Source organism: Pseudooceanicola nitratireducens (genome assembly GCF_900109195.1).
Classification (GTDB): domain Bacteria; phylum Pseudomonadota; class Alphaproteobacteria; order Rhodobacterales; family Rhodobacteraceae; genus Pseudooceanicola; species Pseudooceanicola nitratireducens.
This window is the reverse complement of record NZ_FNZG01000004.1, coordinates 1-25,321: the sequence shown is the minus strand read 5'-3', so window position 1 is coordinate 25,321 and position 25,321 is coordinate 1. Positions and strand designations below refer to the sequence as shown.

Below are 25,321 nucleotides of genomic sequence, written 5' to 3'. Positions count from 1 at the left end.
GTCATGCGCATTATCCCCATTATCAGTGCAATTCTGGTATCCGCCTTTCTTTATGGCATCATCATTGAACGCGAAGCCATTCTGGCCTTCGCCCGTGGCGAAGGGCTGGGCGGATTTTCCGGCGGCGCCGCCGAGGGGGCCGAAGACACCCGCACCGCCGCGGTCGAACCCGAGGTTGAAACCGCCACCGACGCTGCCCCGTCCGGCGATACGACCCCTGCGTTGCGCCCGGTCGGTGTGGTGACCATTCTGTCCCAGGCCCGTGAAATCGACAGCGCCGTGATCATTCGTGGCCAGACCGAGGCCGACCGCCAGGTCGATCTGCGTGCCGAAACCGCCGGCACCGTGGTCTCGGACCCGATCCGCAAGGGCGCGCGCGTGGAACAGGGTGACGTGCTGTGCGAAATCGACCCCGGCACCCGTCAGGACCTTCTGGCCGAGGCCGAGGCTCGGCTGGCCGAAGCCATGGCATCGGTCCCCACGGCCGAAGCCCGCGTGACCGAAGCCAAGGCCCGCGTGACCGAGGCCGAGATCAACCAGAACGCCGCGCAAAAGCTTTCGGCCACCGGGTTCGCGTCTGACACCCGCGTCGCCTCATCCGAGGCCACCGTGCGCGCCGCCGAGGCGACGCTGGCCCAGGCCGAAAGCGGGCTGTCAACCGCCCAGGCCGCCATCCGCTCGGCCGAGGCGGCGGTGGCCTCGGCCCGGCGCGACCTGGAACGCACCAAGATCCACGCGCCCTTCGGTGGCCTCCTGGAAAATGACACCGCCGAAATCGGCTCGCTGCTGCAAAACGGTGGCACCTGCGCCACGATCATCCAACTGGACCCGATCAAGCTGGTCGGCTTCATCCCCGAGACCGAGGTCAACCGCGTCGAAACCGGGGCCCGCGCCGGGGCGCGCCTGGCCACCGGCGGCAACGACATCATGGGTCGCGTGACCTTCCTGTCGCGCGCCGCCGATCCCCAGACCCGCACCTTCCGCGTGGAAATCGAGGTTCCGAACGCCGATCTTGCGATCCGCGACGGCCAGACCGCCGAAATCGCCATCGCCGCCGACGGCGTGCAGGCGCATTTCGTGCCCCAATCCGCGCTGACCCTGAACGACGATGGCGATCTGGGTGTCTCGATCGTGGATAGCGACAACATGGCCCGCTTTTCGCCCATCACGATCCTGCGCGACACCAAGGACGGCGTCTGGATCAGCGGCCCCCCGGATGAGGCGCAGATCATCGTCATCGGACAGGATTACGTGGTCGACGGCGTGCCGGTGAAACCCCGTGAGCAGGACGCCCAGCAATGATCGGTATCGTCGACTGGGCCGCTGAACGGGCCCGCATGGTTCTGGCCTTCATCCTGCTGTCCCTCACGGCGGGCACCCTGGCCTATGTGAACCTGCCCAAGGAAGGCGAGCCGGACATCGAGATCCCGGCGCTTTTCGTGTCGCTGCAATTTCCCGGCATCTCGGCCGTCGACAGTGAAACCCTGCTGGTCAAACCGATGGAGGCCGAGCTTCAGGACCTGGACGGTCTGAAGAAGATGACCGCCACCGCCGCCGAGGGCTATGCCGGTGTCGCGCTGGAGTTCGAATTCGGCTGGGACAAGAGCCAGGTCATGGCCGACGTCCGCGAAGCCATGTCCACGGCCGAGGCGAATTTCCCCGAAGGGGCCGAGAAATACACGATCACGGAAATCAACTTCTCCGAATTCCCGATCATCATCGTGAACCTCACCGGACAGGTGCCCGAACGCACCATGGCAAAGGTCATCAAGAACCTTCAGGAAGCCGTGGAAGGCATTGATTCCGTTCTGGAAGCCGGGATCGCCGGCAACCGCGACGAGATGGTCGAGGTGGTCATCGATCCCCTGCGGCTGGAAAGCTACAACGTCACTGCGGCCGAACTGATCAACGTGGTGGTCAACAACAACCAGCTGATCGCCGCCGGCGAGATCGAGACCGAGAATGGCGCCTTCGCCATCAAGATCCCCGGGTCCTTCGACGGCCCGCAGGACATCTATTCCCTGCCCGTCAAACGCAATGGCGACCGCGTCGTCACCCTGGGCGAACTGGCCGAGATCCGCCTGACCTTCGAAGATCGCGCCGGCACTGCCCGCTTCAACGGCGAAAACACCACCGCCCTGCAGGTGGTCAAGCGCAAGGGCTTCAACATCATCGACACCGCAGAAGAGGTGAAGCGTGTCGTGGCCCGCGAACAGGAAAACTGGCCCGAGGAGCTGAAGGCCGCCGTCAATGTCGGCACCTCGAACGATCAAAGCCGCGTCGTGGGGTCAATGGTATCGCAGCTGGAAGGGTCCGTGCTGACCGCGATCGCGCTGGTGATGATCGTCGTGCTGGCCGCGCTCGGCCCCCGGCCTGCGCTGCTGGTCGGCTTCGCCATCCCGACCTCGTTCCTTTTGTGTTTCGTGCTTCTGGGGATCATGGGGGTGACGATTTCCAACATCGTCATGTTCGGCCTGATCCTTGCCGTCGGCATGCTGGTCGACGGGGCCATCGTGGTGGTGGAATACGCCGACAAACGCATTTCCGAAGGCTCTGGCCCGATGCACGCCTATGTCGAGGCCGCGCAGCGCATGTTCTGGCCTGTGGTGTCGTCGACCGCGACGACGCTTTGCGCCTTCCTGCCCATGCTTTTCTGGCCGGGCGTTCCGGGCGAATTCATGGGCATGCTGCCGGTCACCCTGATCTTCGTGCTCTCGGCCTCTCTGGTCGTGGCGCTGGTATATCTGCCGGTCATGGGCGGCGTCACGGGCCGGTTCTCCCGTGCGCTTGGCCGTATGTCGGAAGTGCTGGAACGCCGGACCCCCTGGGCGCTGCGGGCGGTGCTGGTGCTGGTCTCGCTCTACCTTGTATTCCTGGGCGCGATGCAGACGATCAACCCGGCCTATCTGACCGGCAATACCGGGGCCTCGGGCTTTGGGGCCATGCTGCCCGGCGCGGTGCTGTTCTGCCTTGGGGCCTTTGCCACATCCGTCACCATGGGGGCCGCGCGCATCCACTGGCGCAAACCGAAGATCCGCGCCGGCACCCGCCGCACGCCCTTTGGCATCTTCATCAAGGCGCTGACCGCCAATCCGATCATGCCGCTGGTGGTCGTCGCCCTGGTTGTTGCCTTCGTCATGGGGACGTTCCAGACCTACGGGGCCAACAACAAGGGCACCGAATTCTTCGTCGAATCCGAACCCGAACAGGTCATCGTCTACGTCCGCGCCCGCGGCAACCTCAGCCTGTCCCAAAAGGACGCCCTGGTCCGCGAGGTCGAGGATATCGTACTGCAGCACCCCGGCGTGATGAACGCTTTTGCCTTCGCGGGTGACGGCGGGCTGAATTCGAACACCGGCGGCGCGCAGCCGCCCCTGGACACCATCGGCCAGGTTCAGCTTGAGATCATCCCGTGGGAGGACCGCAAGGACCGGCCCGACCTGGACGGCGACCTGGTGGTCGCGGAACTGACCGAAGCCATCAAGGACGTGCCCGGCATCAAGGTCGAGGTCCTGTCGCCCAACATGGGCCCCGCCTCGGCCAAGCCCGTGCACCTGCGGATCATGGGCGACGACCTGGACCAGCTGCGCGCCACCACCGCGATGGTCCGCGAAAAGTTCGAGATGACCGAGGGCCTGCGCCTGGTCGAGGACACGCTGCCCCTGCCCGGCTTTGACATGCAGATCGACGTCGACGTGGAAAAGGCCGGCCGCTTCGGTGCCGACGTGGCCACCGTGGGCGCCATGGTTCAGCTGGTCACCCGCGGGCTGCTGCTGGACACCATGCGCGTCGACAGTTCCGACGAGGAAATCGAGATCCGCGTGCGCCTGCCCGAGGAAGACCGCGTGCTGTCCACCCTCTCGACGCTCAAGGTCCGCACCACCGACGGGTTGGTGCCGCTGTCGAACTTCATCACCTGGAAACCGGTGGCAAAACTGGCCAAGATCGACCGCATCGACCAAAAGCGATTCTTCGACGTCAAGGCCGCCGTGGGCGAGGGACTGACCAAGACCGTAACGGCCGAGGATGGCACGACAACCACCGTGCCGATCACCGCCAACGAACGGATCGAGACGCTGACCGCCTGGCTGGACGACGGTGCCCTGCCCGCGGGCATCACCTATGAATGGACGGGCGACATGGCCGATCAAGAGGAATCCTCGGCCTTCCTGGGCCAGGCCTTCGGCGCCGCCCTGGGTCTGATGTTCATCATCCTGCTGGCGCAGTTCAATTCGATCTACAATTCGGTGCTGGTGCTGCTGGCGGTGGTCCTGTCCACCACCGGCGTTCTGATCGGCATGCTGGTGATGGATCAGACGTTCTCGATCATCATGACCGGCACGGGGATCGTCGCGCTGGCCGGGATCGTGGTGAACAACAACATCGTTCTCATCGACACCTTCCAGGAATATTCCCGCTACATGCCCCGGATCGAGGCGATCATCCGCACGGCCGAGGATCGCATCCGCCCCGTGCTTCTGACCACGATCACCACCATGGCGGGCCTGGCCCCGATGATGTTCGGGCTTAGCCTCGACTTCTTCCAGGGCGGCTATTCCATCGACAGCCCGACGGCCCTGTGGTGGAAACAGCTGGCCACGGCGGTGGTCTTCGGCCTGGGCGTGGCGACGGTGCTGACGCTTGTGGTCACGCCCTCGCTGCTGGCGCTGCGGGTCTGGTTCTGGACCTATGTCACCTGGGTGGCCCGGCTTCTGGCACGGCTGTCCCTCGGCTCGGCCTCTCGCGCGGCGCAGGACTGGGCGCTGCGCCGCGCGGCGCGGCGCACCAAGGTGCCCGAACTGATCTGGCCGATCGAGGATGATGCAAAACCCGCAGACCTGCGCGCCGCCGAATAGGCGCGCAGCACCGCCCGGGTGGCGTCTATTCCGGGATCCGGTCGCGGACTTCCTGCGCGGCCGGGCCTTCGGATAACTTCCCGGGCCGACGCCGCGCGGGCCATTCGCCCACCACCATGCCCAGCACCACGAAGACACCCCCGATCAGCGCGGTCAGGGGCAGGATCTCTCCGGCGATGCGGCCGATGATGGCGGCCCAGACCGGTTCCCCCGCGTAGATCAGCGTCGACCGCGTGGCCGAGACGCTTTTCTGCGCCCAGTTCATTGCCAGCTGGATCACCGCGCTGGCCAGACCCAGCCCAAGCGCGAACCACAGGATGCGCCAGTCCCAGACGGGCACGGCTTCCCCGGCCGCACCCATGGCGGCGAAACACAGGGCCGAGGCCACGGCCAGCTGCACCACCGTCACCCGCGCCGCATCCACCGTCAGCGCAAAGCGCGAAATCAGAACCACCTCGGCCGCGATGGCCAGGACCGAGATGATGGTGATCAGCTCTCCGAAGGAAAAGCCAATCCCCCCGGCCTCGGGCCCCGCGATCAGCATCAACCCGATGGTGGCAAAGACCACGCCTATCCAGGTCAGACGCCCCGGCGGACGGCCCAGCACGATCCATTGCAGCACCGGCACCAGCGGCACGTAAAGCGCGGTGATAAAGGCGGATTTCGATGACGGAATGGTCTCAAGTCCGATGGTCTGAAGCCCATAGCCCCCGGCAATCGCCAGGCCGATCCAGCCGCCTGCCCAAAGCTCGGCCGCCGTCAGCCCACGCAGCCGCCGCCCCGCCAACAGCGCCATGATCCCCGCGGCCACCGCAAAGCGCAGGCCCACGAAGAACAACGGCCCTGACCAGGTCAGGGCCGTCTGAACCGCCAGGAAGGTTCCCCCCCAGATGAAGGTAACCCCCGCAAGGACCCATTCCGGCCGCATCAGAGCATCGCCATGCCGCCGTTCACATGCAGCGTGGCGCCGGTCACATAGCCCGCCTCGGGCGAGGCCAGGTACAGGACGGCCGCCGCGATTTCCTCGGGCGTGCCCATGCGGGATGCCGGGATCTGCGCGTTGATCTTGCCCTTCTGCTCATCCGTCAGCTTGTCGGTCATCGCCGTGGCGATGAAACCGGGCGCGACGCAGTTTGCCGTGATCCCGCGCGACGCGACCTCATAGGCGATCGACTTGGTCATGCCGACCATGCCGGCCTTGGACGCGGCATAGTTCACCTGGCCGGGGTTGCCCGTCGCCCCCACGATGGACGAGATATTGACGATCCGCCCCCATCTGGACTTCATCATCGGCCGCATCACCGCGCGGCACAGCCGCATGGTCGAGGTCAGGTTGACCTCGATCACCTTCGCCCAATCCTCATCCGACATGCGCATGAAGATCTGATCCTTGGTGATGCCCGCATTGTTGACCAGGATATCCAGCCCGCCCACGGCCTCGATGGCCTGCTTGGGCAGCGCCTCGACGGCCTCGGCATCGCTCAGGTTGCAGGGCAGAACATGGGCGCGCTCTCCCAGCTCGGCGGCCAGCGCCTCCAGCGGCTCGACCCGCGTGCCCGAAAGCCCCACGGTCGCGCCCGCGTCATAGAGCGCCTTGGCAATCGCCCCGCCGATACCCCCGGATGCGCCGGTGACCAGCGCGGTTTTCCCTGTCAGATCGAACATCCCGTTCCCCATCATCTTGCTCTAAATACTCAAAAACGGCCCGACGGTGCCGTATCCCGGCCCGTCGGGTCCTGGTTCAGCCCTGAAGGCTTTCCACGGCGGCGGTCACATCCTCGGGCGTGCCAACGGCGCGACAGGTGATCGACCGTTCGATCCGGCGGATCATCCCGGCCAGCGCCTTGCCCGCGCCGATTTCCCAGACCTCGGTGACGCCCTGCGCCGCCATGTAGCCGACGCTTTCGCGCCAGCGCACCGACCCGGTGACCTGTTCAACCAGCAGCGCACGGATCGTGGCGGCATCCGTCACCGCCTCGGCCCGCACATTGGCGACCAGCGGCACGGCCGGGGCCTTCATCTCGACCTTTTCCAGCGCCTCGGCCATCACGTCGGCCGCCGGGGCCATCAGCGCACAATGGAACGGAGCAGAGACAGGCAGCAGAACCGCACGCTTCGCGCCTTTTTCCTTGGCGATCTCGACAGCACGTTCCACGGCGGCCTTGTGGCCCGAAACCACGACCTGCCCGGGGTCATTGTCGTTGGCGGCCTGGCAGACCTCGCCCTGGGCGGCTTCCTCGGCGACGGCGGTGGCGGCTTCGAAGTCCAGCCCCAGCAGCGCGGCCATGGCACCGACACCGACCGGAACCGCCTGTTGCATCGCCTGGCCACGGGTGCGCAGCAGGCGTGCAGCGTCCGCGATGCTCAGCGTGCCCGCGGCGGCCAGCGCGGAATATTCCCCGAGCGAATGGCCCGCCACGAAATCGGCCGCCGTAATCGACACGCCCTCGGCCTCCAGCGCGCGGAAAGCAGCAAGCGAGGTCGCCATCAGCGCAGGCTGGGCGTTCTGGGTCAGGGTCAGCCTGTCCTGCTCACCTTCCCAGATCAGCGACGACAGGCTTTCGCCCAGGGCCTCGTCCACCTCGTCAAAGACGGCTTTCGCGGCCGGATAGGCCTCGGCCAGGGCCTTGCCCATGCCGATGGTCTGAGCCCCCTGACCGGGAAAAACGAACGCGCGTGCCATGATATGCCCCCTCTTGGCCGCCCTGGGCCTTTGTTCAATAGTCCCGCCCGGAATAGACAAAGCCGCCACGCATGGCAATGCGAAGCGGCCTGAGGGTGTCACATGACATGACGAAGAAGATCCCGGGGCATGATCCTTAACGGGCGAGAGAGGCCCGGACCATCCCCGAAGGATCAGCCGAAGACGTTGGTCGGCCGAATGGTGATGCAGCGCAGCGCAATCCGGACCACATAGGTCATCAGGAAAGCCGCACAGGCGATCTTGCCCCAGAAGGGCAGCGTCACGATGCCCATCAGGGCCATCAGAACGTAGGAAAAGGTGATGCGGGCGAAGCCGCGGTGCTGTGCCTCGGCATCAGCGGTCTGTCGCAGCGGTTGTTGGTACCGCGGGGCATAGATGCGCCCTGCGCCTGCCGGAACCGTCTGTAGTCTTAAAGTCATCTGCTCGCTTTCTTGGTCGTCACGGCGTTTCCGTGCCGCGGGGGCATTTCCGTCCCTGCCTACAATCAATAGGCGAAATGTGGCGCGATTGTGGCATTTTCCTTTTTGAAAACACGCTATACGGGCAAGTGCCGCATTGCAGCAATCGCTATCGCTCTCTGCAACGCAGCCTTTGCGCCGCCCCTGCTGATCGGGTCCGCCATGCCTTGCCATCCCGGCCATTCCAGTCTAAAGGGACGCTTCCTTCCGCATGATTGATCACCGCGCGGACTCTCGTGGATGGGCCGCGGAAGGATCTGGCCCTCCTATGAAACGCGCCTAGATAGAAGTGGAGCAAACATGCCGCTGTATGAGCATGTATTCATTGCGCGCCAGGATCTTTCCAACGCGCAGGCCGAAGGTCTTATCGAACACTTTGGTGCCGTCCTGTCCGACAACGGCGGGAAACTCGTGGAACACGAGTACTGGGGCGTCAAGACGATGGCCTACAAGATCAACAAGAACCGCAAGGGCCACTATGCCTTCCTGAAATCCGACGCACCCGCGCCGGCCGTTCAGGAAATGGAACGCCTGATGCGCCTGCACGAAGACGTCATGCGCGTCCTGACCATCAAGGTCGACGAGCACGAGGAAGGTCCCTCGGTCCAGATGCAGAAGAAAGACGACCGCGACGACCGTCGCCGGGAACGTCGCTGATCTATAGCCTGAGGAAAGGAATCTAACCCATGGCCGCAAAACCGTTTTTCCGTCGCCGCAAGGTTTGCCCGTTCTCCGGGGACAACGCGCCGAAAATCGACTACAAGGACACGAAACTGCTGCAGCGCTACATCTCTGAGCGCGGCAAGATCGTTCCCTCCCGTATCACCGCCGTCTCGGCAAAGAAGCAGCGTGAACTGGCCCGCGCCATCAAGCGCGCCCGCTTCCTCGCCCTGCTGCCCTACGCCGTGAAGTAAGGAGACCTGACAATGGAAGTTATCCTTCTCGAACGCGTCGCAAAGCTGGGCCAGATGGGTGACGTCGTCACCGTCAAGCCGGGTTACGCCCGCAACTACCTGCTGCTGCAGGGCAAGGCCCTGACCGCCTCCAAGGAAAACATCGCCCAGTTCGAAGCCCAGAAGGCTCAGCTGGAAGCGAACAACCTGGAGACCAAGAAAGAAGCCGAAGCCCTGGGCGAAAAGCTGGACGGTCAGCAGTTCGTCGTGATTCGCTCGGCCTCTGACGGCGGCAACCTGTACGGCTCGGTCACCCCGCGTGACGTCGCCAACGTGGCCACCGAAAACGGCTTCACCGTTGAGCGCAAGCAGGTCATCATCCCGATGCCGATCAAAGAACTTGGTCTGCACAAGGTTGACGTGACCCTGCACCCCGAAGTCGCCGTTCAGGTCGAACTGAACGTTGCACGCTCCCCCGAGGAAGCGGAACTGCAGGCCTCCGGCAAGTCCATCCAGGAACTCGCCGCCGAGGAAGAAGCAGCCGCGGAATTCGAAATCCAGGAGCTGTTCGACGACATGGGCGGTGCTGCGAACGACGACGACGAGGGTGGCCCCGTGGCAACCCCCGAAGACGCCGCAGCGGAAGAGCAGAACTAAGCTTTTCGCCTATAGCGATCCAAAAAAGAAGCCGCGCAGGGCAACCTGCGCGGTTTTTTTGTGCCCATTTTCCGCCGGGGATCGCGGGGGATCAGGACGCCCGGGCGCGCGCCTTGGGCGGGTTCAACACCCCCTCCAAAAGCGGAAAGCGTTTCAGCAGCTTGGGCAGGTTGTCTTCCGGGAAGGGCTGCGTTTCGTCGATCTGGGCGCGGCTGTCATTCGCCCCGTGCACCACGCGCAGGTAATAGGGCTGCAGGTCGTTGTAGACGAGGCTGGCAAAACGGCGCGCCACCTTCTTGTGCGCCACCGCGTAAGGGTTCGCCCGATCATCAATCGGCGACACCAGCGCAAGGCCAAGGTTGGTATAGGGCACGTCCCGCCGGTACAGCTGCGGCACCGCCTGCCCCTTTTCATAGACCACGCTGACCCCTTTCGAGAACGACAGGAAGAACCGCCGCGTGTCTTCGGGAAGACGGTCGCGGAACCCCGCGGCCTCGGCCTTCAGACGCGCCATGAAGTCGACGGACAGCGCATCGTCATCGTCCAGCACGATCTGCATCATGGTCGAGCCTTCGGGGAAACTGGCGCGGTTGTGGCGGATCAGGTGGCGGAACACCGGCCCGTCACCCCGCGCCAGAACCGCGCCCCGGTCGCCAAAGCTGTCGCGGATATATTCGGTGACCTGCTTCAGATGCGCGGCCGGCAGATCTTGGGACGTCAGCATGGCGAAATGGAAATCCTGATCCTCCTGATCCAGCAACGACCGCACCGCGTAGGTCTGCAACAGGTTGAAGCGATGTGCCAACCGCTTGGGATCGAACAGGATCTCTTTCTGCTTCGACGCCTCGGACCGCCAGCCGGACTGACCGAAGTAGGAATATCGCATCTGCACGATCGGGATCATCTGGGCCTGCCTTATGGATCGGAATTCACTGCTTTTACGGGGAAATCTGCCACAGCAGGCGCGGCGTGCCAAGCATCCCGACCTGGCTTGGCCGCGCCGGATGCCGCAGCTTTCGGCAAGGTGGCTTGACCTTCCCGCCTGCCGGGGACATCACCAGCCCATGCGCAAAGATCCCCTCAAGCCCGTGCACGACTGGTACAGCCGCCGCAAGACCCGCAAGGCCGCCGCCCTTCTGGCGGGCGAGGATGCCGCCGCCATGGACCGCTTCATGCGCTACAGCGACCACGGGCTGTTCCGCGCGCGCTGGACCAATATGGCGCAGATCGCGCCGGGGGTCTGGCGGTCGAACCACCCGCCCGTCGATCGTTTCCCCATGCTGAACCAGATGGGGATCAAGACGATCCTGTCGCTGCGCGGGCCGCAGGACGGGGTGCCGCACCGGCGTGAAAGCCAGCTTTGCGCCCAGCACGGCATCGCCTTTCACAGCCTGCGCCTGGACGCCCGCCGCGCGCCCCAGCCCGAACCCCTGCTTGAGGCCATGGCCTTCCTGCGCGAGGCCGACCGGCCGGTGCTGTTCCACTGCAAGTCCGGGGCCGATCGCGCCGGGCTGGTCGCGGCGCTGTACCTTCTGGTCGTCGAAAACCGCCCAATGGAGGAAGCCCGCCAGATGCTGTCGCCCCGTTTCCTGCATTTCCGCCGCTCGCGCACAGGGGTTCTGGACCTGCTCCTTGACCGCCTTGCCACCGCGCAGGCCGCCACGGGCATCAGCTTTGAAGACTGGGTGACCACGCAATACGACCCGCAGGCGCTTCAGGCGGAGTTTGACGCGCGCTAGGGGTCAGGTCCGGCCGTATTTGCGACACAGGTTGCGGCTTTCCAGCTCGACCACCATCGACCGGGATTTCGGCGACCAGCTGGCCGCGCGATAGATGCAATCGCCTTCGCGGGTGCCGTCGGGCAGCGTATCCCAGGCACAATTCAGGATCCGCGCGTGCAGCATGATCTGCACGAGCCGCTGCGCCTCCTTGCCCTCTTCGGTGTCCATGGGCGGGCATTCCAGCCCCTTCAGCTGGATGATCTTGCCATCCAGCATGATGGTGTCCCCGCTCATCGCGGCGCGCCGGCCCTGGGCCTCGGCCATGGGGGGCGCGATCAGAACAGCCAGCAGGATCAGGGCGATACGCATCATGGGCCAAGGCTATCAGAGCATGGGACAACGCAAAAGGCCGCCCCCGAAGGAGCGGCCCCTTTGTTTCGCACGGTGCGAAACTTATTCGTCGTCCAGCTTTTCGACAGCGGACTGGAGGTCTTCTTTCGAGACTTCCTTTTCCGACACGTCGGCCAGTTCGAAGGCGTAGTCGACAACCTTGTCTTCGAAGATCGGCGCGCGCAGCTGCTGCTGCATCTGCTGGTTCTGCTGCACGAATTCAAAGAACTGGCGTTCCTGACCCGGGTACTGACGGGCCTGGTTCATGATCGCCTGGGTCATCTCGGCGTCGGTCACTTCGACCTCGGCGCGCTGGCCCAGCTCGGCAAGCAGCAGGCCCAGACGGACGCGACGCTCGGCCAGTTTCACATGCTCGTCGGTGGTTTCGATCTCACCGTGGTTGTGATCGTGAACCTCGGGGTTCTCTTCGTGCCACAGCTGATGCGCGATCTGCTTGGCTTCGGCGTCCAGCAGCGACGGCGGCAGATCGAAGGAAACTTCCTTGTCCAGCGCGTCCAGCAGCGACCGCTTCATGACGGCACGGGCTGCACCGGCGTATTCGGCTTCCAGACGCTCTGCGACCTGAGATTTCAGCGCAGCCAGGTCTTCTGCACCGAACTTCTTCGCCAGCTCGTCGTCGATCTTGGCGGCGACGGGGGCTTTGACTTCCTTGATGGTGCAGTCGAAGACAGCCGCTTTGCCGGCCAGGTGCTCTGCGCCGTATTCCTCGGGGAAGGAAACCTCGACAGCCTTTTCTTCACCGGCTTTCACGCCGACCAGCTGGTCTTCGAAGCCCGGGATGAAGGAATTGGAGCCCAGCACCAGCGGGTAATCCTCGGCCGAGCCGCCTTCGAAGGCTTCGCCGTCGACCTTGCCGACAAAGTTCATGACGACCTGGTCGCCGTTCTCTGCGGCGCCGTCCTTGGCGTCAAAATCCTGGGCGCTTTCGGCCAGGTTCGCCAGGGCTTCGTCGATGGCCGAATCTTCGGCTTTGACGACCAGCTTTTCCAGCTTGATGCCTTTCAGGTCGACGTCGGGGATCGCCGGCAGGGCTTCGTAGGACATGGTCACAACCACGTCGTCGCCTTCTTTCCAGGTCTCGCCGTCGACCATTTCGACCTGCGGCTGCATCGCGGGCTTGTCACCGGATTTCTCGAAGTGATCCGACATCGCGCCGTCGATGGCTTCCTGCATGGCTTCGCCCAGGATGCGCTGGCCGAACTGCTTTTTCAGCAGCGCCATCGGGACTTTCCCCTTACGGAAGCCCTTCATTTCCACTTCGGGCTGCGCCTCGGCCAGCTTTTCGTTCACTTTGGCGTCCAGCTCGCTTGCGGGCAGCGTGATCTGGTAGCCGCGCTTGAGGCCTTCGTTCAGGGTCTCGGTGACCTGCATCCTATGCGTCCTTCCATAACGTCCACGGGCCACCCGCCACGCGGGGGCCAAATCAGGCGCTCTTCTATGGGCCATGGGGGCATCGTGCAAGCCAATAGCGGTGAAAATGGCCGCTTGGGCGATGATTTCTGCGCAAACCTTCGCGCCGGGTGGCGCACCATCGCGGGTGGCGGGGGGTGAACCGGGTCCGGTAGCCCCGTTCGGCGGTGTCTTGGGGCCTTCGTCGACGAGCCCAGGGACGGCAGATTCAGTCGACCGTCAGCCCCCGGAAATGCCAATGGCGCAGCATCACCTCGATCGGAGTGCCGATATTCCAGTTCGTCGGCAACGCGTCCGGGCGCGCGGTGGTGCCGACCGGAAGACGCACGGCGGTGTTGAGCGCGCGCAACCGCAGCTCTCCCTCCTGGAAGACCGCAAGCAGGGAGGAGCTTGACCCCTTGGTCACATCGCAGGTGTGGTCCAGCCGAAGCGGCGTCAGCACCGAGAAAAGGCAAGACTGATAAGACATCGCCTGCCCGCCATGCGCCTTGTCGAACCTTGGATCGAACCCAAGGATCAGCCCGTCAAACCCGTGCCCCGTCACCAGGTCGGCAAAAGGCACCGCGCCACGGATCTGCCCATCCGGTGCCGTATCGTCCGAGATGTCCGTTTCCAGGTACATCACCAGAAAATCGTCGGCCACGCCGAAAAAGCCGCTCTTGTTCGCGCCGCTTGCGTCCAGCTGGGCCCGAAGGCCGACGGAAAACCGGGCCTCAAGCGCGCGGTTCCGAAAGGTCTGACCCAGGTCGATGTAGGAGGCATTGGGATAGAAGCGCGCCACCGCAGCCCCCTGCCCCTGACAGTTGATCAGATCGCCCCGCCCGCGGGCATTGAACACCTGGTGCGCCGAGGTGAGCACTGCATCACGTCCGTCGATCCGCACCAGCACGCCGTTGCCGCCGTGCCGACATTTGTTCCACTGGACCCAGCCCACGCGGTTCGCCGCCCGCAGGATGGCCCGATCCAGATCGCTTGCGCCGGACGGGTCCCCGGCCACCCGTTCGCGCAGTTCAGGAATCGCCTCACGGTCCCGTCCGTCGGTGAAATAGGCCGCCTGCCCGGCCGAAGCAGACAGGAACACCATAAGAAGAAGGTATGAAAGATGTCTGAAGATCACGACGGTCCGAAATAAAATTTGCCAAAGACTGGCCCATCCGCCCGGCGGGGACAATCCGACAGGCCCGCAACCGAGCCAAAAAATCGTTATGGAACGTTCAGATATATGGTGCGGGTGAAGGGACTCGAACCCCCACGCCAAAGGCGCCAGAACCTAAATCTGGTGCGTCTACCAATTCCGCCACACCCGCAGTACGCGGCTGGATAGCAAAAGCCGGCCCCCGATGCGAGAGGCAAAATGCGCCCAATTTCCGCCCTCATCCTACGTTAACGCTTTATTCGCACCTTGGTGGCATTCTGCATCTGTACGGCAAGGGTCCATGGCGTGCCCGCCCCTTCGGGACCCATCGGCAAATGTGGCACAAATCGGACGCGACCCGCCCCAATGCCGCACAGAAATCTGGAACACGGCCCAATTTGGCCCTAATCTGATGAAAAAACATTGAGGCAGTCAGACAAGGGAAGCATCCCATGAAAACCATCGAAGTTACGATCAACAAAGGAAACAAGGCCAAGGCGCAGGTCGTTGCGGGTATCGCAGCCGGCACCAAGGTCATGACCCTCGACGGCGAAATGCCCGTTGAATTCCTGACCGCGGGCGACCGCGTGATCACCCGCGACACCGGCATGGCCGTTCTGAAGAACGTGCGCACCCGCAAGGTCGCCTGTGACGTGATCCACGTCTCTGCCGGGTCCATCGGGCACAACCGCCCCGAAACCGACGTCGCCCTGCCCTCCGGCCAGGAGGTTCTGATCCGCGACTGGCGCGCCGAAGCCATGTTCGGCAAGAAATCCGCACTCGTCACCGCTGCTCAGCTGGTGGACGGGGAATATGTCCGCTCCATGGGCAAAGGTGTCCTGACCGTTTACGAGCTGGAATTCGACACCGACCACATCATCTATGCCGGCGGCCTGGAAATGGCTGCCAAGGCTGCGCAGGACCTCGCCACCGCCTGCTAAGCCCTTCGGCTTCCCTGACTGTCGACTGCAACAGGGCCTACGCTTTTGCGCGGGCCCTGTTTCGTTTTGAAGGTGCGCTGGAATCTGGAAAGGCGGTTGGAAACGTCGTGATCAGACGTGCGGCAAGACGGCCCCCGCTTCTTCAGCCGCCGCCCATAGACACCCTTCAAATATGACGCGAGGCATAGACCTTGGGCAGCATCTCGGGCAGATCCTCGGCGATCAGTCCGGGGCCAAAGATGCGCGCGGCCTCTGCATGCAGCCAGACGCCCGCTTCCCCTGCCAGCTGCGCATCGGCCCCGCGCGCCAGAAGCCCGGTGATAATCCCGGCCAGAACGTCCCCGGATCCGGCAGTGGCCAGCCAGGGCGCATCGCGATCGCCATCGGGATTGTGGATCGACTGCCGATCCCCACAGACCACCGTCGCAGGCCCCTTCAAAAGCACGACGCATCCCGCACGATCCGCCGCCCTAGCGCAGGCCGCAGCACGATCCGACGGGTCCAGATCCGGGAATAACCGGGCAAATTCGCCCTCATGCGGGGTCAGGATCGTTTTCGTCCCTCGCGTCAGGGCAAACAGATCCTCTGGTGCGTCGGCAAAGGACGACAGCGCATCCGCATCCAGAACAACCCCGCGCCCCGCCGCCAAAACCTGTGCCACCACGTCGCGGCAATCGGCACCGACGCCAAAACCCGGGCCTACACAGATCGACGCGACCCGGCTGTCAGACAGCAGTTCCGAAAGCTCTACCAGCGGGCGCAACATCACCGCCGTGATCTGCGCCGCGATCTCGGCCATGGACGACGGCGGGGCCACCAGCGTCACCAGCCCGGCCCCGGTGCGCAGCGCCGCCCGCGCCGCAAGACGCGCGGCCCCGCTGCGTCCCATGGGCCCGCTGAGCACCAGGGCCGAGCCATGGTTGAACTTGTGTTGACCGGCGTCCTTGCCCAGCAGCGCGGCCCAGGACAGATCATAGGTGATCGGCGTTAAGCTCATGGTCAGGATCCTCTGCTAAACCGACGACAGGCCGATATCAGCAACCACCAGGGTCACGTCCAGGAAATGCGGCATGCCGTGGATCGGCTTGGGCGCATGGAAGGTCACGGTCAGGTCGGACGGCACTGGGCGTCGCGCCAACGCCGCACCGCTGTCCGCATCATAGCCCGTGGGCAGATCGACCGAGACGAAATAGGGCGTGGGGCCTCCGAGTTCGAACAGCGCGTCGACGAAACCGCCGACCGCATCACAAACCGAATCGAGCGGCGCGCGCTGGCCGATGCCGAACAGAGCGTCCACGACAACTAGCCAAGGTTGATCCGCCCTGCGGCACAGATCAACAACCTGGCCCATGGCCTCGGTCGAAAACGGACCGACCGGCCCGGTCCAGCGCCGCCGCGCCTGCGCCGCATCCGGCGGCAGGTCAGCGGTATCGCCAAGCGCCAGTACATGACAGATCGCCCCTGTTTCGCCTAGCAGCCGCGCCACCACATATCCGTCACCGCCATTATTGCCGGGCCCGCAAAGGATCAGCACATGCTGGCCGGCCCAGGGCGCGGCGCACAGGCCATCCGTGTCCGGATATTCGTCACGCAGCGCATCGACCACGCCGCGCCCGGCCCTCTCCATCAGCTCGGCCCCGGTGACCGCACCGCTGTCGATCGCGCGCTTTTCAAGGTTGCGCATCTGATCACTGGTCAATATTGCTGACATATTCTTTTCATACCGCACAAACTTTGGGCGCAATGCTTAATTTTCATGCCGCCCCTCTTTCCCTTTGCCCGCAATTCGACCAACTTGCGCGTCGTGAATTGAGGCCGCCTTCAGATCGTGGTCTCACACCGACCGAGAGACAAGTGAGGAGTTCCGCGACATGAAGAAACTCGAGGCGATCATCAAGCCGTTCAAGCTTGATGAGGTCAAGGAAGCTCTGCAAGAGTTCGGCATTCAGGGCCTGTCCGTGATCGAGGTCAAGGGCTTCGGCCGGCAGAAGGGCCATACGGAACTGTACCGCGGCGCGGAATACGTCGTGGACTTCCTGCCCAAGGTGAAGATCGAAGTCGTTCTTGACGACGATCAGGTCGACGGTGCCATCGAGGCGATCATCGACGCCGCGAAAACGGAAAAAATCGGCGACGGCAAGATCTTTGTGTCGCCTATCGAACAAGCCATCCGCATCCGTACCGGTGAATCCGGTTCGGACGCGCTTTGATCACACCCATTTCAAAACGAAGGGAAAAGGGAATGAGCAACAAGGTACTTGACCTGATCAAGGACGAGGACGCGGAATACGTCGATATCCGCTTCACCGATCCGCGCGGCAAGCTGCAGCACGTGACCGTCATCAAGGACGAAGTCGACGAAGACTTCCTTGAAGAAGGGTTCATGTTCGACGGTTCTTCGATCGCCGGCTGGAAATCCATCGAAGCATCCGACATGAAGCTGATGCCCGACCTGGACAGCGCCTATATCGACCCCTTCTACGCGGAAAAAACCGTTGTCGTGCATTGCTCGATCGTCGAGCCCGACACCGGCGAAGCCTATGACCGCGACCCGCGCGGCACCGCACAGAAAGCCGAAGCCTACCTGAAGTCCTCGGGTATCGGTGACGTCGCCTATTTCGGCCCCGAAGCGGAATTCTTCCTGTTCGACGACGTGAAATACTCGGTCGCGCCGAACAAGGTGTCGTTCGAGGTTGATGCCGATCACGCCGCCTGGAACACCGATGCCGATTTCGAAATGGGCAACCTGGGCCACCGTCCGACCTACAAGGGCGGCTACTTCCCGGTGAACCCGATGGACGACGGTCAGGACATCCGTTCGGAAATGCTCTCGACGATGAAGCGTCTGGGCATGAAGGTCGACAAGCACCACCACGAAGTTGCGACCTCGCAGCACGAGCTGGGCCTGGTCTTCGGATCGCTGACCAAACAGGCGGACGAACTGCAGAAGTACAAATACGTCATCCACAACGTGGCACAGGCCTATGGCCGTTCGGCAACCTTCATGCCGAAGCCGCTGAAAGGTGACAACGGGTCGGGCATGCACGTGAACATGTCGATCTGGAAAGACGGCAAGCCCCTGTTTGCAGGCGACAAATACGCCGATCTGTCCCAGGAGGCCCTGTACTTCATCGGTGGTATCCTGAAGCACGCCAAGGCCCTGAACGCTTTCACCAACCCCTCGACCAACTCGTACAAGCGTCTGGTCCCCGGGTTTGAAGCCCCCGTTCTGCGCGCCTATTCCGCACGCAACCGTTCGGGCTGTGTCCGTATTCCGTGGACCGAATCGCCCAAGGCAAAGCGCGTCGAAGCCCGTTTCCCCGATCCCTCGGCGAACCCCTACCTGTGCTTCTCCGCCCTGCTCATGGCCGGCCTCGACGGGATCAAGAACAAGATCGATCCGGGCGAAGCCATGGACAAGAACCTCTACGATCTGCCGCCCGAAGAACTGGCCGACATCCCGACCGTCTGTGGTTCGCTGCGCGAAGCCATGACCGAGCTGGAAGCCGACATGGACTTCCTGCTGGCCGGTGACGTCTTCACCAAGGACCAGATCCAGGGCTACATCGACCTGAAGATGGAAGAGATCGAGATGTACGAGATGACCCCGCACCCCGCGGAATTCGCTCTGTACTACTCCTGCTGATCCACTTCGGATTGCATTGGGAACGGGCACCACTCGGTGCCCGTTTTCTTTTGCGCCACAACCATTGCGCGAATCATGACGCGAAACGGATCACCGCTGGACGCGGATAAGCACCAGCTTTGCGATTGTTTTTCAGCCACTTAGCGCAAGTTTTGCACCCATCAATTCAGCGTCACATGACGCGCAACAGCGACGTGTGGAACCAATCCTATCACTCGCCCTTAAATTGATCACGAAACCCGGCAATACGTCGCGATTTTTCCCGATTCCGCAGGATTTCCACAGCCCTTCGGCACAATTCCACCCCAATTCGGATCGACCTTGGGGGCAGGAAGAAACCGAGGGAAGAACATGACCCGCACCCATTCGCAAGAAGCGACCCGCCCCACAGCCACCCCGCAGTCCGCCACTCTGGACATGGGCACCGGCCCCCTGATCGACATCGAAACCCTGCTTTCTGCCGCGCTGCGCGCGCTTCAGGCCTATGGCCTGGCCCCGCAACAGCCCGCAGAAACCCGGTTCGACGGGCTCGAGATCGACGCAGGCCCGATTGGCCTGGCCATGAGGATCGACGACGGCTCTGAAGACAATGACGGCAGCGCACGGCTGTACCTGCATGTCGAGAACATCCGCCGCAGCGAAACCCTGCATCCCCGCGCCGATACCGCCATCCTGGCCGAGATCCTGTCGATCCTGATCGAAGACGGCCTCTCTGGTCAGATCGCCTGGGGGAAAGAGGGCATCTGCTTCGACACCCTGCGCTTTGCCGAGGTCTTCACCCCGATCCGCCACAACAACGGTATCGAACGCCACATAACCCCGCGCCGCCCGGCCCGGATCGCGCTGGACGACCACGCCGACGAAATGATCTTTGCCGTGCCATCTGCGCCCGCCATCGAGACGCCCGACCTGCGCGAGATCTTTCGCGACGCCATGGACGAGGACGAGGTCAAGACGCCCTCGGACCTGTCCCGCGCGGCCAACCTGACCGCAACCGCATCCCTGACCGTGATGAACCCCATGGTCGGCCTGCCGGTGGCCGCCTATCAGGCGCTGAAGGGGCAGGACATCCGCATCTCGGCCCATGCCTTCACGCTGACAGCGATCTACACCGGGCTGGCCCCCACGATGGTCTCTTACCTGTCGGTGCTGTGACGGCTATTGGCGCGCGTCTTCGGGCAGTTTCACCACGAAGGTGTGGATGCCAAAGACCACCGCCCCGGTGTCGGGAAGTCGAAGGATCGATTGCCGTTCAGATCGGATATAGCGCTGTTCCTCTGGCGTGCCGTACTTCGGAACCCCTTCGGATCGCGGCTGAAACAGTGACGGATCGACATAGCGCAAGGCATTGAACCGCCACAGCGGCCGCCCGACCTGAACCCCGTCGAACAGCCGCTGCACCCGCCGCGCCAGCATGTCGTCATAGGCCGGCACGGGCACATGAATTCGGATCAAGGGGTGCCCGATCTTCTGGCTCAGCATCCAGCCGGCGGGAAAACACAGCACGGCCCCGGTCAGCAGATGTTCGGCTGCCCCCTCGGGCTTCATCATCAAGCAGAAGTCCTGCTGGACCAATCGCCCCAATGCCCCCAAGGGATCCGCCCGGTTGATCGCAACCGTCACATCATCGGGCCGCGTGACCTGATCCTTATCGATCAGATAGGCCGGATCTTGGACCAGCCGGTCCAGCACCATGGTCAAAAGCTCCTCTGCCGCGCTGACGGCCTCTGGCAGCAGCGCCAGGACCTCATTCCGCCGTTCTTTCAGCAGCTGGTCGCGCAGCGCCATCTGCGCGGCAAAGGCCTCGTCCCGCAGGATCCAATCGGCCTCGGGCATCGGGCCAACACCGGGCAGACGCTCGGAGGCGATGTCATAGGGAATCTTGTCTTGCAGGATGATCGTCATACCGCCAGCTAAGCGCAGCATCCCCGCCATGACCAGCCCTCTTTGCGCGCGGATCGACTAGACCGAGAAGTCCAGAACTTCCCTCGGCTCGGCCGCCTCGATGGCCTTCTGCACACGGCGCGCGGCCGCCTCGACCTCTGGATCGCCCTGACGGTCCAGCGCCTTCAGCGCCCCGCTCAGCGCCTCGGTCACCTCGGGGTGCCCCATTCCGTTGCGCGCCACCGCACCAAGTGTTTCCACCACCAGCGCTTCCCGATCCAGCATCGGCACATACAGCCGATCATAGCGGACCTCGTGCTCGGCCCCGACGCGGTTCGACAGCAGAACCCGCACGATGCGCCGCACCATGTCCACTGCCGTGCCCGGATCGTTGATCCCCGGCGACAGCGCGCGCTGCGCAATCTCGGTCAGGTTCAGCAGCGAAAAGCCCGGATCCTGCACGTAATTGCGCAGCGTCCCGATCGAGACAAAGCGCTCCACCGCTTCCTCCAGGCCTTCGCCGCGCAGATGCGCGATCACCTCGCCCTGGTGCACGAAGGCCCCGACCGGCACGGCCAGATGGATCTCGCCCCCCGCGTCCTCAGCGGCCTCCTGCAGCCGGTCCTGGTAGATCTGCTGCACATATCCCGACCGCTCCGCCCGCATCTCCTGACAGCCAGCCAACGCACCGGGATCATAGGTCTGCGCCCCTAGCGTCGGATTTTCACAGCGCAGATCATAAGCCTTCTGCGCCTTGGCCTCGGTCCGGCCCGAGGTCTCGATCAGGCTGCCCAGAAGCTCCAGGTGCGAAATCCAGCGGATGATCGCCACGACGATCAGCACCACGACCAGCAGCGTGACGAAGAACAGAACCACCAGCTCCTCGCCCTTGAAGACCTGGGTTTCGCGCAGGATGATGGTGATCACCGCGTAAAGATAGGCCCCGACAAAGGTCGCCAGAACGGTATGGGTCGTGGTGTCCTGCAGCAGGATCTGATGCGCCCGCGGCGTCCACAGGGACGAGACATTGCGATGCGATGCCACCATGACCGTCAGCGAAAAGGTCGTCACCGTCAGCATGGAATTGGCGATGATCGACAGGATGTGATCCACTGCATCCGCCCCGATCCGGTCCTTCAGGCCAAAGGGGATCAGCCCGCCAAAGATCTTGGCCACCGCAATCGCCATCACGCTGCACAGCGCGATCAACAGCACCCGCACGATCAGGCGGCGCGAAAAGGCGTGCAACTGGCGCATGAACGTCGGCAGCATGGGCGATCCTTCCTTCAACCTGTGCCAGATCTAGCACGCATCCGGCAAAAGACAGGGTTTTCCAACAGCTTTCCAGCCTCGCCTTCGGGTTTTCCCTGCTGACGCGCCCCGCGCCCAGGGCTAAGCTTGCCCCATGGACCACCCCTTGCCCGCCATCCTGATCCTCGCCGCCGGAGCCTCCAGTCGCATGCGCGGCGGCGACAAACAGATGGAACCCGTGGACGGTGCCCCGCTGATCGTCACCCTGGCCCGCCGCGCACTGGCCCTGGCCCCGACCTATGTCACCCTGCCCGGCCCCGACCACCCGCGCAGCCGCGCCCTTCAGGGCGTGAACATCACCCCAATCATGGTCCCGGACGCGGCCAAAGGGATGGGGGCCTCCCTCCGCGCCGGGGCCGCCGCCCTTCCGGCCACCACGCCCGGCGTCATGGTCCTGCCCTCCGACATGCCCGAGATCACGACCCAGGACCTCGCAGACCTCGCCCAGGCCTGGGCCCATAATCCCGACCAGATCCACCGCGCCACTGACCAGGATGGCACGCCCGGCCACCCGGTCCTCTTCCCCGCGCGCCTCATCCCCGCGCTCACCACGCTCACCGGCGACCAGGGCGCACGAGCCCTCCTTAAAAACGAAAAAGTCCGGCAGGTTCCCCTGCCCGACCATCACGCAACCACCGATCTGGACACGCCCGAGGACTGGGCCCGCTGGCGCGCTCACCCCTGATCCTCTTTGGTTTTCCCAAATATCCCCGCCGGAGGCATCCGCCATCCGCCACGGGCACCACCCCGATCAGACGCACCCCAATAAGCGAGGCGCGCACGTCAGGGCGCGACGAGCAGGCCGTTCAGAACCCGACCACGCCGATCTTTGACACAGCCGCGCAGGCCAGGATCGCTCCGACCAGTAAGGTCCAGCGGAACACACCCATGAAATAATCCATCATACCCCCCCAGGTAAAATTCAAATCAAAACCAAATCACTGACATCACATCAGGATGCGGGCTGCATCAAAGACCCTCCCGCGATATTCGTGCAACCCGCATCCCGACGGCCGGTCAGCGCCCCCGCCTGACCAGGATGGCACCGGGCCCCGCACAGGGCCCGGCGTCGCTGCATCACTTGATCAGAAGCTTCGCCTCGTGCTTCTTCAGCGTCCGGCGTGCCGCGTGATAATCCTCGCGGCCGGCTTCCGTTGCCAGTTCCGGGAACAGCTCCAGGATCTCCTGGCGCTGCGCATTGCCCAGACCATCCAGCGTCTGGTGACCCGGCTGGAAGCTTTCCGTCCAGGACCCGTCCGACAGGATCACCTCGTGCTGGTCGAACATGAAGTGGATGTACTGCGTCTTCATCGTGTCGACGCGGTTCACCCCGGCCAGACCGGTCAGGTGCTTGGCCGCGACCAGAACCTCACGCTCTTCGAAATAGAGCGCCGTCTTGTCGTTGTTCACCAGCACCCGGTGGTTCGGAGACACCAGCATGTCGCGTTCCGGAAGCCCGTAACCAAGCGATCCCTTCTGGATCAGCACCGGCTTCAGGTGCTCCTTCTGCAGCAGCTCGCGGCCCATCAGGTCCTTGTGGCCGAACCAGCGGATTTCCTGGATGCCGTTGTCGCGGGTGATGACACGGTCGCCTTCGCGCAGCGTCTCCACCGGAACCTCGCCCCGCGGGGTCGCGATCAGGGTGCCCGGCGTAAAGCAGGGGATGACCTTCTCGATTTCCTCGAACTGAGAGGTCCCGACCAGCTTGTCATCGGCATCATAGAACTCGACCGTGCCGTTTTCCGGGTTGTCATCATAGATCACGTTGATCCGCCCGCCCGTCGGAGCAGAGCCCCGCAGGTCAAGCACATCGTAATCCACCGTCGTGCCAGATCCGCCGTCGATGACGTCGCCGACAGTCGACCCGATGAACAGGTCTTCGTCGTTGGAACCGCCGAACATCGTGTCGGCACCCTCGCCGCCGATGATCGTGTCGTTCTGACCGCCACCGTCGATGACATCGTCGCCGGATCCACCGGTCAGGCTGTCCGCCCCGGTGTTGCCGCGCAGCGTGTCGTCGCCCGCACCACCGGTGATCGTGTCGTCACCCTGGCCACCCGTCAGGCTGTCATCGCCCGAGTTGCCGTCGATGCTGTCCGCGCCGGTGCCGCCGCCCACGGTGTCGTCGCCCTGACCGCCCATCAGCGTGTCATTGCCGCTTTCACCATAGATCTCGTCATCGTCGATGCCGCCGTCGATCACGTCATTGCCGACGCCACCATAAAGCGTGTCATCATCGTCCTGGCCAAAGATGGTGTCGTTGCCGTCACCGCCATAGACCAGGTCGCGGCCGTTCTCGGGCACCGGATCGGGGTTGACCGGATCGTCGTCCGGGGATTGCCCCCAAAGCAGCGTGCTGTCGCCCGCATTGATCCAGTCGTCGCCCGAGTTGCCGTAGATCGTGTCCGACCCATGGCCCCCGATGATCGAATCCTTGCCCCGGTTGCCTTCGATGTAATCGTCATCGATGCCGCCGTTGATCGTGTCGTCACCGGATCCGCCACGGATGCTGTCCGCATCGTCGCCGGTCATGATCACGTCATTGCCCTGGCCACCATAGACGGTGTCCTTGCCGTCATCGGGGTTCGGATCGCTGAGGATCCCGGGGTAGAGCGCGTTCGGCAGGTTGGGATCATCCCCCTCGTAATCCGAGAAGGTGTCGATGCCCGCAATGATCGTATCATCGCCCGAGCCGCCCTCGATATAGTCCGAGCCCTGCGGGTCGTTGATCAGATCATCGCCACGGCCGCCATAGACTTTGTCGTCGTCGATCCCGGCATTGAGGTCATCATCGCCCGAGCCGCCATAGACCACGTCCTGGTCATCGCCGGTGCGGATGGTGTCATCCCCCTGGTTGCCATAGACCGTGTCGCGGTCGTCATAGGGATCGCTGTCGACCGGCGTGCCGGGGAAGATCTCCACATCCGGCAGGCCATCCGGCCCGCTGGTGATGCTGTCATCGCCCGAGTTGCCATAGATCGAGTCATTGCCCGGACCGCCATCGACCGTATCGTCGCCAGACCCTGCGATCACCGTATCATCGCCCGAATAGGCCTCGATGATGTCGTCGTCGCCGCTGGTCGGATCCAGCGCATCCTCGTTGTCGACCTTGTCGCCTTCCGGATCGCCTTCATAGTCGTCGTCGATCAGGTCGTCGCCGGAATGGCCTTCGACGATGCCGTCGGGGCCAGTGTCTTCCTCGACCGTCACGGTGATCGTAGCGGTGTCGGTCAGACCGTCCTCATCCGTGATCGTATAGGTGAAGGTCTCGGTCCCGGTGAAACCCGCATCCGG

Annotated in this window: 24 protein-coding genes and 1 tRNA gene; 11 read left to right on the top strand and 14 right to left on the bottom strand. The window is 63.7% G+C overall.

Annotated features, from left to right (window positions below; all coding sequences use genetic code 11):
- Positions 1-3 precede the first annotated feature (3 nt).
- Together BMX99_RS14745 and BMX99_RS14740 are read left to right on the top strand one after the other, a co-directional pair.
- Positions 4-1,302 (top strand): efflux RND transporter periplasmic adaptor subunit, encoded by a 1,299-nt coding sequence (locus BMX99_RS14745; RefSeq protein WP_093453445.1) that lies wholly within the window; start codon positions 4-6, stop codon positions 1,300-1,302.
- Positions 1,299-4,856 (top strand): efflux RND transporter permease subunit, encoded by a 3,558-nt coding sequence (locus tag BMX99_RS14740; RefSeq protein WP_093453442.1) that lies wholly within the window; start codon positions 1,299-1,301, stop codon positions 4,854-4,856. Before BMX99_RS14745 ends, BMX99_RS14740 begins: the two co-directional genes overlap by 4 nt.
- Before the next feature lie 25 nt (positions 4,857-4,881).
- Here BMX99_RS14740 and BMX99_RS14735 read toward each other — a convergent pair whose 3' ends face one another.
- From BMX99_RS14735 to BMX99_RS14720, 4 genes are all read right to left on the bottom strand, one after another.
- Positions 4,882-5,784, bottom strand: coding sequence for a DMT family transporter (locus BMX99_RS14735; RefSeq protein ID WP_093453440.1), 903 nt, complete (start codon positions 5,782-5,784; stop codon positions 4,882-4,884).
- The gene (fabG, locus tag BMX99_RS14730; RefSeq protein WP_093453437.1) at positions 5,784-6,521 is read right to left on the bottom strand and encodes a 3-oxoacyl-[acyl-carrier-protein] reductase; all 738 of its coding nucleotides are present in this window, start codon (positions 6,519-6,521) and stop codon (positions 5,784-5,786) included. The genes BMX99_RS14735 and fabG overlap by 1 nt, the downstream gene beginning before the upstream one ends.
- A gap of 76 nt (positions 6,522-6,597) precedes the next feature.
- The gene (fabD, locus tag BMX99_RS14725) at positions 6,598-7,539 is read right to left on the bottom strand and encodes an ACP S-malonyltransferase (protein ID WP_093453434.1); all 942 of its coding nucleotides are present in this window, start codon (positions 7,537-7,539) and stop codon (positions 6,598-6,600) included.
- Between the two features lie 173 nt (positions 7,540-7,712).
- Positions 7,713-7,979: a hypothetical protein gene (locus tag BMX99_RS14720; RefSeq protein ID WP_093453431.1), complete on the bottom strand. Its 267-nt coding sequence runs from the start codon at positions 7,977-7,979 to the stop codon at positions 7,713-7,715.
- 339 nt (positions 7,980-8,318) lie between these two features.
- On the opposite strand from BMX99_RS14720, the gene rpsF reads away from it, so the two are divergent.
- The 3 genes from rpsF to rplI are packed head-to-tail and all read left to right on the top strand — an operon-like array spanning position 8,319 to position 9,568.
- On the top strand, positions 8,319-8,675 hold the full coding sequence (gene rpsF / locus BMX99_RS14715; RefSeq protein WP_093453428.1) for a 30S ribosomal protein S6: 357 nt from the start codon (positions 8,319-8,321) through the stop codon (positions 8,673-8,675).
- 29 nt (positions 8,676-8,704) lie between these two features.
- The gene (rpsR, locus tag BMX99_RS14710) at positions 8,705-8,932 is read left to right on the top strand and encodes a 30S ribosomal protein S18 (RefSeq protein WP_008328567.1); all 228 of its coding nucleotides are present in this window, start codon (positions 8,705-8,707) and stop codon (positions 8,930-8,932) included.
- 12 nt (positions 8,933-8,944) lie between these two features.
- Complete coding sequence (gene rplI, locus BMX99_RS14705) at positions 8,945-9,568, top strand: 50S ribosomal protein L9 (protein WP_093453426.1); 624 nt, start codon at positions 8,945-8,947, stop codon at positions 9,566-9,568.
- Positions 9,569-9,659: 91 nt separating this feature from the next.
- On the opposite strand, the gene BMX99_RS14700 is transcribed toward rplI, so the two are convergent.
- On the bottom strand, positions 9,660-10,472 hold the full coding sequence (locus BMX99_RS14700) for a glycosyltransferase (protein ID WP_093453423.1): 813 nt from the start codon (positions 10,470-10,472) through the stop codon (positions 9,660-9,662).
- Positions 10,473-10,632: 160 nt separating this feature from the next.
- On the opposite strand from BMX99_RS14700, the gene BMX99_RS14695 reads away from it, so the two are divergent.
- Positions 10,633-11,307 (top strand): phosphatase domain-containing putative toxin, encoded by a 675-nt coding sequence (locus BMX99_RS14695; RefSeq protein WP_093453420.1) that lies wholly within the window; start codon positions 10,633-10,635, stop codon positions 11,305-11,307.
- Positions 11,308-11,310: 3 nt separating this feature from the next.
- Here BMX99_RS14695 and BMX99_RS14690 read toward each other — a convergent pair whose 3' ends face one another.
- The 4 genes from BMX99_RS14690 to BMX99_RS14675 form a co-directional block, all read right to left on the bottom strand.
- Complete coding sequence (locus tag BMX99_RS14690) at positions 11,311-11,661, bottom strand: hypothetical protein (RefSeq protein WP_093453417.1); 351 nt, start codon at positions 11,659-11,661, stop codon at positions 11,311-11,313.
- Between the two features lie 81 nt (positions 11,662-11,742).
- Positions 11,743-13,071, bottom strand: a complete 1,329-nt coding sequence (tig, locus tag BMX99_RS14685) for a trigger factor (RefSeq protein WP_093453414.1) — start codon at positions 13,069-13,071, stop codon at positions 11,743-11,745.
- A gap of 247 nt (positions 13,072-13,318) precedes the next feature.
- Positions 13,319-14,191 (bottom strand): trypsin-like serine peptidase, encoded by an 873-nt coding sequence (locus BMX99_RS14680; RefSeq protein ID WP_139199557.1) that lies wholly within the window; start codon positions 14,189-14,191, stop codon positions 13,319-13,321.
- Between the two features lie 142 nt (positions 14,192-14,333).
- Positions 14,334-14,417 (bottom strand) — tRNA-Leu (locus tag BMX99_RS14675).
- 280 nt (positions 14,418-14,697) lie between these two features.
- Between BMX99_RS14675 and BMX99_RS14670 the strand changes: the two genes are divergently transcribed.
- The gene (locus tag BMX99_RS14670; protein ID WP_093453408.1) at positions 14,698-15,186 is read left to right on the top strand and encodes a Hint domain-containing protein; all 489 of its coding nucleotides are present in this window, start codon (positions 14,698-14,700) and stop codon (positions 15,184-15,186) included.
- Between the two features lie 166 nt (positions 15,187-15,352).
- Here BMX99_RS14670 and BMX99_RS20060 read toward each other — a convergent pair whose 3' ends face one another.
- Together BMX99_RS20060 and BMX99_RS20055 are read right to left on the bottom strand one after the other, a co-directional pair.
- The gene (locus BMX99_RS20060; protein WP_093453405.1) at positions 15,353-16,183 is read right to left on the bottom strand and encodes an NAD(P)H-hydrate dehydratase; all 831 of its coding nucleotides are present in this window, start codon (positions 16,181-16,183) and stop codon (positions 15,353-15,355) included.
- A gap of 15 nt (positions 16,184-16,198) precedes the next feature.
- The gene (locus BMX99_RS20055) at positions 16,199-16,870 is read right to left on the bottom strand and encodes an NAD(P)H-hydrate epimerase (protein WP_322788143.1); all 672 of its coding nucleotides are present in this window, start codon (positions 16,868-16,870) and stop codon (positions 16,199-16,201) included.
- A gap of 187 nt (positions 16,871-17,057) precedes the next feature.
- Between BMX99_RS20055 and BMX99_RS14655 the strand changes: the two genes are divergently transcribed.
- From BMX99_RS14655 to BMX99_RS14645, 3 genes are all read left to right on the top strand, one after another.
- On the top strand, positions 17,058-17,396 hold the full coding sequence (locus BMX99_RS14655; RefSeq protein ID WP_093453400.1) for a P-II family nitrogen regulator: 339 nt from the start codon (positions 17,058-17,060) through the stop codon (positions 17,394-17,396).
- A gap of 32 nt (positions 17,397-17,428) precedes the next feature.
- Positions 17,429-18,832, top strand: a complete 1,404-nt coding sequence (glnA, locus tag BMX99_RS14650; RefSeq protein WP_093453397.1) for a type I glutamate--ammonia ligase — start codon at positions 17,429-17,431, stop codon at positions 18,830-18,832.
- Between the two features lie 351 nt (positions 18,833-19,183).
- Positions 19,184-19,987, top strand: a complete 804-nt coding sequence (locus BMX99_RS14645) for a hypothetical protein (RefSeq protein WP_093453394.1) — start codon at positions 19,184-19,186, stop codon at positions 19,985-19,987.
- Positions 19,988-19,990: 3 nt separating this feature from the next.
- On the opposite strand, the gene BMX99_RS14640 is transcribed toward BMX99_RS14645, so the two are convergent.
- Both BMX99_RS14640 and BMX99_RS14635 read right to left on the bottom strand, forming a co-directional pair.
- On the bottom strand, positions 19,991-20,767 hold the full coding sequence (locus BMX99_RS14640; RefSeq protein WP_244525556.1) for a heme-dependent oxidative N-demethylase family protein: 777 nt from the start codon (positions 20,765-20,767) through the stop codon (positions 19,991-19,993).
- 27 nt (positions 20,768-20,794) lie between these two features.
- Entirely contained in the window at positions 20,795-21,988 is a 1,194-nt protein-coding gene (locus BMX99_RS14635) for a DUF2254 domain-containing protein (RefSeq protein ID WP_244525555.1), read from the bottom strand.
- 133 nt (positions 21,989-22,121) lie between these two features.
- Between BMX99_RS14635 and BMX99_RS14630 the strand changes: the two genes are divergently transcribed.
- Positions 22,122-22,712, top strand: a complete 591-nt coding sequence (locus tag BMX99_RS14630) for a nucleotidyltransferase family protein (protein WP_170848758.1) — start codon at positions 22,122-22,124, stop codon at positions 22,710-22,712.
- A 392-nt stretch (positions 22,713-23,104) separates the two neighbouring features.
- Here the strand turns inward: BMX99_RS14630 and BMX99_RS14625 are convergent.
- Positions 23,105-25,321 (bottom strand): Hint domain-containing protein (locus tag BMX99_RS14625; protein ID WP_322788142.1); only part of this gene is annotated, 2,217 nt, incomplete at its 5' end.

Coding starts and splice junctions, on each gene's coding strand:
- rplI (WP_093453426.1), top strand. CDS start 8,945: ATGGAAGTTATCCTTCTCGAACGCGTCGCAAAGCTGGGCCAGATGGGT.
- fabD (WP_093453434.1), bottom strand. CDS start 7,539: ATGGCACGCGCGTTCGTTTTTCCCGGTCAGGGGGCTCAGACCATCGGC.
- BMX99_RS14655 (WP_093453400.1), top strand. CDS start 17,058: ATGAAGAAACTCGAGGCGATCATCAAGCCGTTCAAGCTTGATGAGGTC.
- fabG (WP_093453437.1), bottom strand. CDS start 6,521: ATGTTCGATCTGACAGGGAAAACCGCGCTGGTCACCGGCGCATCCGGG.
- BMX99_RS14670 (WP_093453408.1), top strand. CDS start 14,698: ATGAAAACCATCGAAGTTACGATCAACAAAGGAAACAAGGCCAAGGCG.
- BMX99_RS20060 (WP_093453405.1), bottom strand. CDS start 16,183: ATGAGCTTAACGCCGATCACCTATGATCTGTCCTGGGCCGCGCTGCTG.
- BMX99_RS14720 (WP_093453431.1), bottom strand. CDS start 7,979: ATGACTTTAAGACTACAGACGGTTCCGGCAGGCGCAGGGCGCATCTAT.
- rpsF (WP_093453428.1), top strand. CDS start 8,319: ATGCCGCTGTATGAGCATGTATTCATTGCGCGCCAGGATCTTTCCAAC.
- BMX99_RS14635 (WP_244525555.1), bottom strand. CDS start 21,988: ATGCTGCCGACGTTCATGCGCCAGTTGCACGCCTTTTCGCGCCGCCTG.
- tig (WP_093453414.1), bottom strand. CDS start 13,071: ATGCAGGTCACCGAGACCCTGAACGAAGGCCTCAAGCGCGGCTACCAG.
- BMX99_RS14630 (WP_170848758.1), top strand. CDS start 22,122: ATGGACCACCCCTTGCCCGCCATCCTGATCCTCGCCGCCGGAGCCTCC.
- BMX99_RS14745 (WP_093453445.1), top strand. CDS start 4: ATGCGCATTATCCCCATTATCAGTGCAATTCTGGTATCCGCCTTTCTT.
- BMX99_RS14695 (WP_093453420.1), top strand. CDS start 10,633: ATGCGCAAAGATCCCCTCAAGCCCGTGCACGACTGGTACAGCCGCCGC.
- BMX99_RS14645 (WP_093453394.1), top strand. CDS start 19,184: ATGACCCGCACCCATTCGCAAGAAGCGACCCGCCCCACAGCCACCCCG.
- BMX99_RS14700 (WP_093453423.1), bottom strand. CDS start 10,472: ATGATCCCGATCGTGCAGATGCGATATTCCTACTTCGGTCAGTCCGGC.
- BMX99_RS14690 (WP_093453417.1), bottom strand. CDS start 11,661: ATGATGCGTATCGCCCTGATCCTGCTGGCTGTTCTGATCGCGCCCCCC.
- BMX99_RS20055 (WP_322788143.1), bottom strand. CDS start 16,870: ATGCGCAACCTTGAAAAGCGCGCGATCGACAGCGGTGCGGTCACCGGG.
- glnA (WP_093453397.1), top strand. CDS start 17,429: ATGAGCAACAAGGTACTTGACCTGATCAAGGACGAGGACGCGGAATAC.
- BMX99_RS14640 (WP_244525556.1), bottom strand. CDS start 20,767: ATGGCGGGGATGCTGCGCTTAGCTGGCGGTATGACGATCATCCTGCAA.
- BMX99_RS14735 (WP_093453440.1), bottom strand. CDS start 5,784: ATGCGGCCGGAATGGGTCCTTGCGGGGGTTACCTTCATCTGGGGGGGA.
- BMX99_RS14740 (WP_093453442.1), top strand. CDS start 1,299: ATGATCGGTATCGTCGACTGGGCCGCTGAACGGGCCCGCATGGTTCTG.
- rpsR (WP_008328567.1), top strand. CDS start 8,705: ATGGCCGCAAAACCGTTTTTCCGTCGCCGCAAGGTTTGCCCGTTCTCC.